The organism is Stenotrophomonas sp. STEN063 (assembly GCF_056854515.1).
Map to the genome: position 1 here is coordinate 1 of NZ_JBXFWF010000058.1, position 12201 is coordinate 12201.

Annotated in this window: 10 protein-coding genes; 8 read left to right on the plus strand and 2 right to left on the minus strand. The window is 64.0% G+C overall.

Going from position 1 to position 12201, the window contains the following annotated elements:
• Positions 1-342 precede the first annotated feature (342 nt).
• From ftsE to AC1VWL_RS14695, 6 genes are all read left to right on the plus strand, one after another.
• A complete protein-coding gene (gene ftsE / locus AC1VWL_RS14670; protein ID WP_482987193.1) occupies positions 343-1029 on the plus strand; it encodes a cell division ATP-binding protein FtsE in 687 nt (228 codons plus the stop codon).
• Positions 1026-1994 (plus strand): permease-like cell division protein FtsX, encoded by a 969-nt coding sequence (gene ftsX / locus AC1VWL_RS14675; RefSeq protein WP_481534414.1) that lies wholly within the window; start codon positions 1026-1028, stop codon positions 1992-1994. Before ftsE ends, ftsX begins: the two co-directional genes overlap by 4 nt.
• Positions 1995-2001: 7 nt before the next feature.
• Positions 2002-2844, plus strand: a complete 843-nt coding sequence (locus AC1VWL_RS14680) for a response regulator (protein ID WP_282272954.1) — start codon at positions 2002-2004, stop codon at positions 2842-2844.
• Entirely contained in the window at positions 2841-3560 is a 720-nt protein-coding gene (gene ung / locus AC1VWL_RS14685) for a uracil-DNA glycosylase (protein ID WP_481534415.1), read from the plus strand. The genes AC1VWL_RS14680 and ung overlap by 4 nt, the downstream gene beginning before the upstream one ends.
• A 178-nt stretch (positions 3561-3738) precedes the next feature.
• Positions 3739-4614, plus strand: a complete 876-nt coding sequence (rpoH, locus tag AC1VWL_RS14690) for an RNA polymerase sigma factor RpoH (protein WP_282272958.1) — start codon at positions 3739-3741, stop codon at positions 4612-4614.
• A gap of 241 nt (positions 4615-4855) precedes the next feature.
• Positions 4856-5257: a GFA family protein gene (locus AC1VWL_RS14695; RefSeq protein WP_482987194.1), complete on the plus strand. Its 402-nt coding sequence runs from the start codon at positions 4856-4858 to the stop codon at positions 5255-5257.
• Between the two features lie 21 nt (positions 5258-5278).
• Here the strand turns inward: AC1VWL_RS14695 and AC1VWL_RS14700 are convergent, their stop codons facing one another.
• Positions 5279-6559: an NAD(P)/FAD-dependent oxidoreductase gene (locus AC1VWL_RS14700; RefSeq protein ID WP_482987195.1), complete on the minus strand. Its 1281-nt coding sequence runs from the start codon at positions 6557-6559 to the stop codon at positions 5279-5281.
• Between the two features lie 127 nt (positions 6560-6686).
• Between AC1VWL_RS14700 and AC1VWL_RS14705 the strand changes: the two genes are divergently transcribed.
• Both AC1VWL_RS14705 and AC1VWL_RS14710 read left to right on the plus strand, forming a co-directional pair.
• On the plus strand, positions 6687-7490 hold the full coding sequence (locus AC1VWL_RS14705; RefSeq protein WP_482987196.1) for an NYN domain-containing protein: 804 nt from the start codon (positions 6687-6689) through the stop codon (positions 7488-7490).
• A gap of 18 nt (positions 7491-7508) precedes the next feature.
• On the plus strand, positions 7509-8129 hold the full coding sequence (locus AC1VWL_RS14710) for a glutathione S-transferase family protein (RefSeq protein WP_482987197.1): 621 nt from the start codon (positions 7509-7511) through the stop codon (positions 8127-8129).
• A gap of 388 nt (positions 8130-8517) precedes the next feature.
• Here the strand turns inward: AC1VWL_RS14710 and AC1VWL_RS14715 are convergent, their stop codons facing one another.
• Positions 8518-11604 carry a TonB-dependent receptor gene (locus AC1VWL_RS14715; protein ID WP_482987198.1) on the minus strand — a complete coding sequence of 1029 codons (3087 nt, stop codon included), beginning with the start codon at positions 11602-11604 and terminating at the stop codon, positions 8518-8520.
• Positions 11605-12201: the final 597 nt, after the last annotated feature.

Consider the following 12201-nt stretch of genomic DNA (forward strand, 5'->3'; position numbering starts at 1 on the left):
GGGGGGGGGCGGCCGCGCGCGCCCCCCCCCGCGGCCGCCCCCGGCCCCCGGCGCCCCCTCAATACCCGACAACCCCCCGCCCGGTCGGGGCGCCCCCACAACAGCTCCCTCCCTTTTGCGCAGCAAAGGGGAGGGTTGGGGAGGGGTAAGCTTTTGCCGGTTGATGCAATCCCGGTTTCCGGGTGCGTGCCGCTTTTACCGAATGGCTGGTAAAGCCCCTTGCCGAGCATGGCTCGGCACCACAGGTTTCGCTCTGCCGAGCATGGCTCGGCACTACGCATAACCCACGTCGCGTGACCCGTATCCCCCGCAGTCCGCCCGCGCTCCTGCATAATCAGCACGATGAGCGTCCTGCGTTTTGACAATGTCAGCAAACACTATGCCGGTGGCCATCAGGCGCTGCTGGATGTCAGCTTTGAGGTGGCGGCCGGCGAGATGCTGTTCGTTACCGGGCACTCCGGTGCCGGCAAGAGCACCTTGCTCAAGCTGATCCATCTCAGCGAGCGGCCCAGTCGTGGCGCGGTGATCTTTGGCGAGCGCAACCTGCTCAAGGTGCGCGGCGGCAAGGTTGCCCTGCATCGGCGCGAAGTCGGCGCGGTCTACCAGGACCATCGCCTGCTGGTCGACCGCAGCATCGGCGAGAACGTTGCCCTGCCGCTGATCCTGCGCGGCGACCGCCGTGCCGATACCGGCAAGCGGGTGCGCTCGGTGCTGGAGCGGATGGGTCTTGGCCATCGCGAGAAGGCGCTGCCCAGCGAACTGTCGGCCGGTGAGCAGCAGCGCGTCGGCATCGCTCGCGCAATCGTCGCCGAGCCCAAGCTGCTGGTGGCCGACGAGCCCACCGGCAACCTCGACCCGACCTTGGCCGCGGAAATCATGACCTTGTTTGCCGAGCTGCCGTCGCGCGGCACCAGCGTGCTGGTGGTCAGTCATGACCTGGCCCTGCTCAAGCAGATGCGCAAGCGTGTGTTGATCCTCGACCACGGCCGTCTGGTCGATGACATCTCGCCGCAGGACCTGGCCGAATGACTAGCAGCAACAGCAGCGAGAAGTCCGCAACGAACACCAGCACGGCGGCACCGTCGCGGCTGGCCACCTGGATCAACCACCATCTGCACAGCGTGGTGTTCAGCCTTGGCCGCGCACTGCGCAGGCCGTGGGCAACCGCGCTGACGGTGGCGGTGATGGCATTGGCCCTGGCCCTGCCGTTGGGGCTGTCGATCGGCCTGGACAACCTCAAGCATTTCTCCGGCAGCGTGCAGCAGTCGCGCGATATCAACCTGTTCCTGAAGACCGATGTCGATGGCGCCGCCGCACAGGAACTGGCCAAGACCCTGCGCGCCCGTGCCGATGTTGCGCAGGTGCAGTTGCGTACGCCGGATGAAGGCCTGGCCGAGCTGCGTGAGAACGCTGGTCTGGGCGAGGCCATCGATGCGCTGGGTGAAAACCCGTTGCCAACGCTGCTGGTTGTTACTCCGGCCGATGGTGCCGACGCAGCGCTGGCCAAGTCGCTGGAAAGCCTGCCGCAGGCGGACCTGGTCCAGCACGATGCACTCTGGCGGCAGCGCCTGGATGGCTGGCTGAACTTCGGCGCACGCCTGGTGCAGGTGTTGTCGGTGCTGCTGGGCCTGGGTGCAGCGCTGGTGGTCGGCAATACCGTGCGCCTGGACATTCAGGCACGGCGCGAGGAAATCGGTGTGCTGCAGTTGCTGGGTGCCAGCGACGGTTTCATCCGCCGCCCGTTCGTCTATCTGGGCGCGTGGTACGGGCTGGGTGCTGGTGCGCTCGCCTTGGGCCTGATCGGCGTGTGCGGGCTGGCCCTGCGCGCGCCATTGGCCAACCTGTCGCAGAGCTACGGCAGTCCTTTCATGTTGCATGGCCTGGATCTGCTGCATTCGGGCATGGTGCTGGTTGGCACCACGATCCTGGGTTGGTTGGGGGCATGGCTGGTGACCGGTCACTTCCTCAGGCAGACTCGCCCGACCGAAACCTGAGGCCCGCATGTCCACGCACGAGCTCAAGCACCTGATCAGCGACGCGCCGCGGGTAATGGTGGTCGATGGATCCAAACTGGTACGGCGCCTGATCAGCGACGTGCTCAAGCGCGAACTGCCTGATGTCGAGGTGGTGGGCTGCGCCAGCATTGCCGAGGCGCGCGAAGCGCTGGCCGCTGGCCCGGTGCATCTGGTCACCACTTCGCTGGCCCTGCCTGATGGCGATGGCCTGGCGCTGGCGCGGGGCGTGCGCGAAACCGCCGGGCAGGCCTATGTGCCGGTGATCGTGGTTTCCGGCGATGCCCAGCAGCATCTGGAACAGCGTCGCTTCACCGAATACGTCACCGACTATTTCGACAAGGCGCTGGGCCATGAAGCCTTGGCGACCTTCATCCGTGGCTATGTGCAGCCAGAGCCGGTGGCCAATGCCACCGTGCTGTATGTCGAAGACAGCCGCGTGGTGGCCGAAGCCACCAAGCGCATGCTCGAACGCCACGACCTGCATGTCGTGCACGTGCTTACCGCCGAGGATGCATTCTCGCTGCTCACCGCCGAGTCGCTGGGCCGCACCACGCGGCAGGTGGACCTGGTGCTCACCGACGTCACCCTCAAGGGCGAGCTCAGCGGCCGTGATGTGGTCGAACGCATCCGCGTCGACTTCGCCTATGGCAAGCGACGCTTGCCGGTGCTGGTGATGACCGGTGACAGCAATCCGCACAACCAGTCGGCGCTGCTGCAGTCCGGCGCCAATGACCTGGTGCAGAAACCCATCGAAGAGCGCCTGCTGGTGACCAAGGTGTTGTTCCAGCTGCGGTTGGCACGCATGGCACAGCCGGCGGTGGTGCTGTGAGCGAAGACGGCGCACAGATCCAGCTTGAGTCCAGTTGGAAGGCGCGCATCGGCGATTGGCTGCTGCGCCCGGAAATGCGTGAGCTGTCGGCCTTCCTGCGCAAGCGCAAGGCAGCCGGGGCGCATGTGTTCCCGCCCGGCCCGGAGATCTTTGCCGCCTTCAACGCCACCCCGTTCGAGCAGGTCAAGGTGGTGGTGCTGGGCCAGGACCCGTACCACGGTTATGGCCAGGCGCATGGCCTGAGCTTCTCGGTGAAGCCGGGCGTGCCGGTGCCGCCGTCCTTGCTCAACATCTATAAAGAGATCGAGGCCGACCTGGCCATCCCGCGCCCGGACCACGGCTGCCTGCAGCCGTGGGCGCAGCAGGGCGTGCTGCTGCTCAATGCGGTGCTGACCGTGGAAGAGGGCAAGGCCGGTGCGCATCAGGGCCGCGGCTGGGAGGGTTTCACCGACCACGTGGTCGATGTGCTCAACCGCGAGCGCGAAGGCCTGGTATTCCTGCTGTGGGGCGCTTACGCCCAGCAGAAGGGCAAGGTCATCGATACCCGGCGCCACCGCGTGTTCAAGGCACCGCATCCCTCGCCGTTGTCGGCCCACCGGGGCTTCCTCGGTTGCCGCCATTTCTCGCAGGCCAATGACTACCTGGCCCGCAACGGCCAGGCCCGGATCGACTGGCGGCTGCCGGCCTTGGCCGATCTGGCGCCGTCTGATCGCTGAACTGCCTTGATTCCTGTCATATCGCGGTGACCTTGGCTTTGCTACCTTGGCGGGGTTGGGAATGCCGTCGTTGCTGTCGCCTATTCAGGTTTGACCTCGAGTTTGCGAACAAAAACAGAACGCTGGAACTTTTTCTGTACTGAGCAGTCCAATAGTTCGACTGCTAAGATGAGGTCCTATGAACCTGAACACCTCTACTGCCCTTGTGGCAAACAATCTCCCGATCCCCAGTGCGCTCGGTTCGCTGGACGCCTACATCGGTGCCGTGCACCAGATCCCGGTGCTGTCGGTCGATGAGGAGCAGGAACTGTCGCGTCGCTTCCGCGACGAGCAGGATCTGAACGCCGCGCGTGAGCTGGTGCATTCGCACCTGCGCTTCGTGGTGCACGTGGCCCGCGGTTACAACGGCTACGGCCTGCAGCTGGGCGACCTGATCCAGGAAGGCAACATCGGCCTGATGAAGGCGGTCAAGCGCTTCGACCCGGACATGGGCGTGCGTCTGGTGTCCTTCGCGGTGCACTGGATCCGTGCCGAGATGCACGAGTTCATCCTCAAGAACTGGCGCATCGTCAAGGTCGCCACGACCAAGGCGCAGCGCAAGCTGTTCTTCAACCTGCGCAAGTCCAAGACCCGCCTGGGCTGGATGAACGCCGCCGAGGTCAGCGCCGTCGCCAAGGATCTGAACGTCTCCGAGCGTGAAGTGATGGAGATGGAATCGCGCCTGTCCGGTCGCGACATCGGTTTCGATGCGCCGTCGGATGAAGACGACGATCATGCGCCGCCGTCGCCGGCTGCGTATCTGGTCGCGCGCGATGAAGATCCGTCGCAGGCCTATGAGCGCGAGGACAGCGAAGACAACCAGCTGAGCCTGCTGCGCGAAGGCCTGGCCAAGCTCGACCAGCGTTCGCGCGACATCATCGCCCGCCGTTGGCTGGAAGCCGACAGCAAGGTGACGCTGCAGGAACTGGCAGATGAGTACGGCGTGTCGGCAGAGCGCATCCGCCAGATCGAAGCCAACGCGCTGAAGAAGATGAAGGCACTGTTCGCCGCCTGAGCAAGGCAGCAGCAGTAACACGAAGGCCCGGGGAAACCCGGGCCTTTTTTTTGTAGTGCCGAGCCATGCTCGGCAAGAGGCCTTGTGCACGAACCAACCCGCTGTAGTGCCGAGCCATGCTCGGCAGTGGCCTTACCGGTGGCGGTTGGTCCGTGCATGGAGCCCCTGCCGAGCATGGCTCGGCACTACCGGTGAGCTTTCCCGTGTAGATTCGGCATTCCTCTTGCAGACGGAGCTGGTGATGAAAGGGAACTGCCTGTGCGGTGCGGTCGAAGTGATCGCCAATGACCATTCCGAAATCGGTCTATGCCATTGCAGCATGTGCCGGCGCTGGTCCGGTGGGCCGCTGTTCGCGGTGCATTGCGATGACCAGGTGCAGGTCATCGGCAGCGCGTTGAAGACCTATCGTTCCTCGGACTGGGCCGAGCGTGGCTTCTGCTCGCAGTGCGGCACGCACCTGTATTACCGCTTGGTGCCGGACGGCGAATACTTCGTGCCGGCCGGCTTGTTCCATGAACAAGCGTTCGAACTGGCCAGCCAGATCTTCATCGACGAAAAGCCGTCGTACTACGAATTGGCCAACGAGACGCCGAAACTCACCGGGCGCGAAGTATTCGAGCAGTTCGCCAACGGCAACAGCTGATTGCCGCTGGCGCGGCTGCGATCAGCCCGCAGGTTCCTTGCCATCGTCCTCGTCGGCATCGCCGAGGATGATGCGCGCGCTGCGCTGGTAGCTCCAATACGCCACCGCCCAGTTGAGCAGCACCACCAAGCGGTTGCGGAAGCCGATCAGGAAGAACACGTGCGCGGCCAGCCAGAACCACCAGGCCAGCAAACCGGACAGCTGCAGCTTGCCGACATGCACGATGGCGGCCATGCGGCCGATGGTGGCCAGGTTGCCCTGGTCGTTGTAGCGGAATGGCGCCGGCGCTGGCTTGCCATCAAGACGCGCGCGGATCACCTGCGCCACGTACTTACCCATCTGCTTGGCGGCAGGCGCCACGCCCGGCACTGGGCGGCCATTGGCCTGCATCAGCGCGACCAGATCGCCACCGGCGAAGATCTCCGGGTGGCCGGGAACCGTGAGGTCCGGTTCCACCTGTACGCGGCCGGCGCGGTCCAGTGGTACGTCCAGGGTGCGTGCCAGCGGTGAGGCGGCGACGCCGGCTGCCCACACCACGGTGCGCGCAGGCACGTGGGTGTCGCCCAGTTGGAAGCCCTGTCCGTCGATATGGCTGACGGCGGTGCCGGTCAGTACTTCGACGCCGAGTTTTTCCAGCTGGCGGCGCGCCTTCAGCGACAGCACTTCCGGGAAGGAGGACAGCACCCGTGGTCCGGCTTCAACCAGCCGTACCTTGGCATCGGCGGGATTGATGTGGCGGAACTCGTTCTTCAGCGTATGGCGGGCAATTTCGGCCAGGGTGCCGGCCAGTTCCACACCGGTAGGACCACCGCCAACGATGGCGAAGCTCAGCCATGCCGCACGTTTGGCGGGGTCGGGCTCGGCTTCGGCGCGCTCGAAGGCCAATAGCAGCTTGCGGCGCAGGTACAACGCGTCGTCCAGCGTCTTCAGGCCGGGCGCATCGGCCGCCCATTCGTCGTGGCCGAAATAGGCATGGGTGGCGCCGCTGGCGACCAGCAGCATGTCGTAAGCGATCTGGCTGCCATCGCCGAGCTGCACCTGCTTGGCATGTTTGTCGATGGAGACCACTTCACCCAACCGCACCTCGATGTTGCGCTGCCTGCCGAGGATATGTCGCAACGGTGCGGCGATATCCGGCGAGGACAGGCCGGCGGTGGCCACCTGGTACAGCAGGGGTTGGAACAGATGGTGGTTGCGACGATCGACCAGGGTGATGCGCAAGGGCGCATCGGCCAGTGCTCGGCTGGCCCAGAGCCCGGCGAAACCTCCGCCGATGACGACAAGTTGCGGGTGTTGCGGCATGACGTACTCCGGTGTGGCCGGTGCACCGGCCGTGGGGGCGGGTTGTCAGCGCCTATCATCGCATTGATGTGCTTTGAAACAGCGATGACCGATACTGGCGGTCAGCTTGCCGCCATGGAGTCAGCCCGTGTCTGAGCCCGAAAAGCGTATCGCGTTGTTGATCGACGCTGACAACGCGCCGTCATCGAAGATCGACGAGATTCTTGTTGAAGTGGCCGCCTTCGGCGTGGCCAATGTGCGCCGTGCCTACGGCGACTGGAAAAACCCACGCTTGAAGGGGTGGGAGAGCGTGCTGCATGAGTTCGCGATCCGGCCAATCCAGCAGTTCGCCTATTCCAAGGGCAAGAACGCCTCGGACATGGCGATGGTGGTGGACGCGATGGACCTGCTGTACGCGCGCAACCTGGATGGCTTCGCGATTGTTTCCAGCGACGCCGACTTCACCCCGCTGGTGATGCGCATCCTCACCGATGGCGTGAAGGTGTATGGCTTCGGCGAACAGAAGACGCCCTTGGCTTTCGTCAACGCCTGCTCGAAGTTCACCTATCTGGAAGCGCTGGGCAACGATGCGCCCGAAGTCGTCGAGCAGGTGGCTGCCAGCAGTGCGCCGACTGCGACGACTGCAGCGGAAGTCGCGGAGCCACCGGCAGCGCCGATCCAGCCGCGCAGCACCAATGAACTGCGTGGTGACACGCGCCTGCTCAATCTATTGCGTGGCGCGGTGGATGCAGTGGCTGATGAGCAGGGCTGGGCCTTGCTCAGCGCCGTCGGCAACCAGATCGCCAACCGCGCGTCGTTCGATTCGCGCAATTATGGCTACCGCAAGTTGAGTGAGTTGATCGATGCCACCGGCCTGTTCGAGGTCAAGCGTGCCGGCAAGTCATCGGCGGTACGCGCGCTGCCACGCAAGGGAGCGCGCGATGAAAACTGAGTTGAAAGGAGTGGCGGAATGTTGAAGATCTGGGGCCGGCGCAATTCCAGCAATGTGCGCAAGGTGCTGTGGTGTGCCGAGGAAATCGGCTTGCCGTATGAGTCCATCGAAGTGGGCGGCGCGTTTGGTGGCACGCAGACGGCCGAATACCGCGCGATGAATCCGAACGGCCTGGTGCCGGTGATCGAGGACCAAGGTCTGCCGGTCTGGGAGTCCAACGCCATCGTGCGCTATCTGTCGGCACGTTATGCATTGGACGTGTTGTATCCGTCCGACCCGGTTGAGCGGGCGCGCAGCGAACAGTGGATGGATTGGACTACCTCGAGTTTCGCGGTGGCGTTCCGTGACCTGTTCTGGGGTGTGGTACGTACTGCGCCGGCGGATCGCGATGAGGCGCGTATTGCGGCCGCGTTGTTGCGTTGTGGGGAGTTGTTGAGCCTGGCAGACGCGGAGCTTGCAACCCGACCATGGTTGTCGGGGGAGTGTTTCGCGATGGGTGATATCCCGCTGGGCGCCTTCATCTACGCCTGGTTTGAAATGCCGATCCAGCGACCGGAGCTGCCGCATCTGGCGGCGTGGTATGCGCGGCTGCAGCAGCGGCCGGCTTATCGGACAGGGGTCATGACGGCGTTGACGTGAGTTATACGGATGCGCGATTGCCAGCCCTTCTTCCGCATGCCGGGTTGCTAGCCCCTCTCCCGCATGCGGGGTGAGAGGGGCAGCTTGCGAACCATTGGTTCGCTGCCCATCGAACGCCCTTGCGCCAGCGCAAGGGCGGGGGCGCGGAGCGGGGGTTGGGGTGAGGGGAGCTGTTGACTTTTACCTTGCGGCTTCTTTATCAGGAAGTGCGGTAGGAAAAGCCAAAAAAACACAAGCAGAAGCAGAAGCCCCCCATCCGCCCTTCGGGCACCTTCCCCCGCAGGCGGGAGAAGGGAAAGCAGTCTGCCTCCAGCTTCAATGAAAAAGCCGCGCTGTTGCCAGCGCGGCTTTTCATTAGCTACGTGCGCTGGGCACGCTTGCAGCAGTCTTAGAACTTCCAGTTCACGCCGAAGTAGACGACGCGCCCTGCGTAACCGTTGGAGTAGAAACGGGCCTTGGTGTCATTGCCCAGGTGGGTACGCGTCTCTTCCTTGGTCAGGTTCAACACCGAGGCAGTCAGGCTCAACGCTGGGGTGATGTTGTAAGCAGCGTTCAGGTCGATCTGCTGGTAGGGCTCCTGGTAGAGGTTCAGGCCGCTGATCAGGCCCTGCACCACTTCGCCGCGACGATTCCACGAGGCACGCAGCAACAGCTTCTCCACTTCATAGAACACGGTGAAGTTGGCCTGGTTCTCGGCGCTGCCAACCAGCGGCGACTTGCCGATCTGGGTGCCGTCTTCCAGAGTGATTGCGGCTTCGTTGGTGTCGTTCCAGGTGTAGTTCGCCTGGAAGCCCAGGCCGAAGTCCAGCGTGTGCTGGGCATAGAACTCCAGGCCCTGCGATACCGCGTCACGACCACCGGCCGTGGTGGAGTAGTTCTGCACGACAACGTTCTGGCCGCCGACGTTCTGCGTGACGTCCTGCACCACCGGTACCGAGAAGTTGCTCACGTCCTTGCGGAACAGGCCCAGGCCCAGCACCGAGCCGGGGTGGAAGTACCACTCCACGCCGATGTCGTACTGGGTGGCCTTGTAGGCTTCCAGGTTCTTGTTGCTGCCCGAACCGTACCAGCCCTGCTCACTGGCACCACCGGTGAGGCGACGGTCATTGACGTATTCGGGGCTGAAGTACTCCAGGCTGCCCGGTGCAGCGATGTTGTTGTAGCTGGGGCGTGCGATCACCTTGGAGGCTGCCGCACGCAGCAGCAGGTTGTCGGTCAGGTCATAGGCCAGGTTGAAGCTGGGCAACACGTCGGTGTAGTTGCGGTCCAGGCCGCTGACCGCGAACGACTCGACGCGCGCTTCGCTGTCGGAGAGACGCCAATAGCCTTCGGTACCGCAGTAGGTACGTGCCGGTGCGGCACCCGGTACCGTGTCACCGGCCTGGCAGGCCAGCGGGTTGCCGTTGGCGTCGTCGTAGAAGTAATCGTTGTACGAGGTGACCTTGTCGGTGGAGTCGGCGTGTTGGCGGGTGCTGACCACACGCACGCCGACGTTGCCGCGCAGGCGCTCGGTGCGGAAGTTAGCCTGCAGGTAGGTGGAGTAGATCTTTTCGTCCACGTTGTAGACGAAGTTGTCCTCGTTGCGGGTCTGCATCGGCCCGTAGGTCTTGTTGAGGTACGAGATGTAGGCCGGGTAGTTGATGGCCGGGAACGCGCTTGCATTGATGCCGCCGGCCAGGTTGCCCATGCCGTAGATGAAGTCGGGCGAGAACTGCAGGGCGAGGTCGTTGCAGCCGCCGTTCCAGTAGCGGTTCTCGTAGTCGCTGGCATCGGTGCCCGGGCAGGCCCAGTAGCTGTTGCCGGTGCTGCGGTGGATGCCGCCGTCGCGGTACTTGACGCCGAACTGCAGCGATTCCAGGAAGCCGCTGTCGTTGTGCCAGGTGGTGTCGATCTGGGCGTACTTCTGCTGGTTGGTGTTGCGGGTCCATGACGAGCCGGTGGAGCCGAGGTCAACTTGCAGGATGCCGTTCTTCAGGTTCTGCATCAGTTCCGGCGAGAACGCCATCGACGGCGTGCCGGCCAGGCTCCAGGAGCTGGCAAGGTTGCCGAGGTTCCAGCTGCCGTCCGCATTCTGGCTGCGCGGCTTCAGCGGCACCGAGAACTGCAGCGACGGGCCGCCCTTGGCCCAGGTGCGCCCGCCCTTGAAAGCGATGTCGACCGACTCGCCGCGCCATTCGGCGGAGAAATCAGCGGTCTGCGACAGTGCCTTTTCGCGGTTGTAGCTGCCGGTGATCTGCGGGGTCGGCACGGTGCAGTCGTCAGAACCCCATCCGCCCGGCGCCATGCCGCCGGCGGCAGCTTCGTCTTCGCTGCAGTAGTAGGTCTTGCCCGGATGCAGGCTGTAGTCGGCGCCGGTGACGATGGTGCCACTCGGGTCCATGGTCAGCCCGTCGAGCAGGCGCCCGCCGGCCCAGTTGCCGTCGCCCCAATAGCGGGCGATGTTCCATTCCGGCACCTTGATGGTATGGGTCTGGGAGTCCTGCGACAGGTCGAAGCGGAAGTAGTTCGCGGTCAGGGTGAGGTTGTCCAGCGGCTTGAACTGCAGCGTCAACTGGCCGCCCTTGCGCTCGCGCTCCTCGTCCTTGACGTCGAGGTTGACCGAGGTCGGCATCATGAAGCCGGTGTAGTACTTGCCGTTCTGGTCGTAGAAGCCGGTACCACCCCACCAGTTGGAGTTGAAGTCCGAGGGATTACCGTGGACGTCAACCGCAGTGCCACCTTCGTCACGGCCATACCAGGACCAGCCTTCGGTGCTGGCGCCCATGGTGCGGGTGGTGCGCTTCTGGTCGGTGTAACCGACGAACACGCCGAAGCGATCGTCCTTGTCATGCCACGAATACGAGGCGGAGAGCTGGCCGTCTGTCTTCTTGGTGGTGTCGGCCCAGGTGCCGTCGACGGAGACGAAGCCGGTGTTGGCTTCCATGTCCAGCGGACGGCGCGTGTGCAGGATCACCGTGCCGCCGATGCCGCCTTCGTCGATGCGCGCCTCCGGCGACTTGAACAGCTCGGCGCTGCCCAGCATGTTCGACGGCAGCAGGGTGTAGTTGAACGAGCGGGTCGGGTCGCCATTGGATTCGGCGGTAGCCACGTAGTTGCCGTTCAACTCGGTCAGGGTCAGTTCCGAGGACAGGCCACGCACGCTGACGTTCTTACCTTCGCCGCCGCTGCGGGTGATGATCACGCCGGGCACGCGCTGCAGCGCGTCGGCCACGTTCTTGTCGGGGAACTTGCCGACGTCTTCCGCCGTGATCACTTCGACCACGGCATTGGCATCGCGCTTCTGCTCAAGGCTTTTTTCGATGGCGTAGCGGTAGCCGGTGACGTTGACGCTATCGAGCGTGGTGGCACCGGTGCTTGTGTTGGTGCTGGCCTGTTGCGCGAGCGCGGCGCCGGGAACGGCTGCGACGGCGAACAAGGCGAAGGCAATGGCGGCGGACAATGTGTCGCGGCCGTGCTTGCGTGTGATCTGTTTCATTTCTCTCCCTCTCCTGGATTGAATCGCTAACTGTCACGTTGATTTGGACTTGTATCGATCTAAAAACGGGTGAAACCGGGGCCTTGTTGCGTTCGCTCAATGATTGGTTTGGCGCTCGAGCAGGGTTCCGTTGCCGGGATCGTGGGGGTGTCGATTTGGATCGATCTAAACGATTGGCGCGCATTTTTTAGCACAGCCAAAGGTTTGACGCATGCTGCTTCGCAATATGGCCTTGCTCCCTCCCTTTGGCCGGAGGCCAAGGGGAGGGTTGGGGGAGGGGTTGGTTTTTGGGGCCTTGCCGGGAAAGCTCCTGCCGAGCATGGCTCGGCACTACAGACCCCTCTCCCGTTTACGGGAGAGGGGTTGGGGAGGGGGTGGCTGTTGAGGCTTTACCGGGAAAGCCTCTGCCGAGCATGGCTCGGCACTACGCTTGGCTCTCTCCCTTTGGCCGCAGGCCAAGGGGAGGGGTTGGCTGTTGAGGCTTTACCGGGAAGTCCTCTGCCGAGCATGGCTCGGCACTACAGGCCCCTCTCCCGTTTACGGGAGAGGGGTTGGGGTGAGGGGGCTTTTGAGGCTCTATCGGTAAGGCCTCTGCCG

Coding starts and splice junctions, on each gene's coding strand:
- ftsE (WP_482987193.1), top strand. CDS start 343: ATGAGCGTCCTGCGTTTTGACAATGTCAGCAAACACTATGCCGGTGGC.
- ftsX (WP_481534414.1), top strand. CDS start 1,026: ATGACTAGCAGCAACAGCAGCGAGAAGTCCGCAACGAACACCAGCACG.
- AC1VWL_RS14680 (WP_282272954.1), top strand. CDS start 2,002: ATGTCCACGCACGAGCTCAAGCACCTGATCAGCGACGCGCCGCGGGTA.
- rpoH (WP_282272958.1), top strand. CDS start 3,739: ATGAACCTGAACACCTCTACTGCCCTTGTGGCAAACAATCTCCCGATC.
- AC1VWL_RS14695 (WP_482987194.1), top strand. CDS start 4,856: ATGAAAGGGAACTGCCTGTGCGGTGCGGTCGAAGTGATCGCCAATGAC.
- AC1VWL_RS14700 (WP_482987195.1), bottom strand. CDS start 6,559: ATGCCGCAACACCCGCAACTTGTCGTCATCGGCGGAGGTTTCGCCGGG.
- AC1VWL_RS14710 (WP_482987197.1), top strand. CDS start 7,509: ATGTTGAAGATCTGGGGCCGGCGCAATTCCAGCAATGTGCGCAAGGTG.
- AC1VWL_RS14715 (WP_482987198.1), bottom strand. CDS start 11,604: ATGAAACAGATCACACGCAAGCACGGCCGCGACACATTGTCCGCCGCC.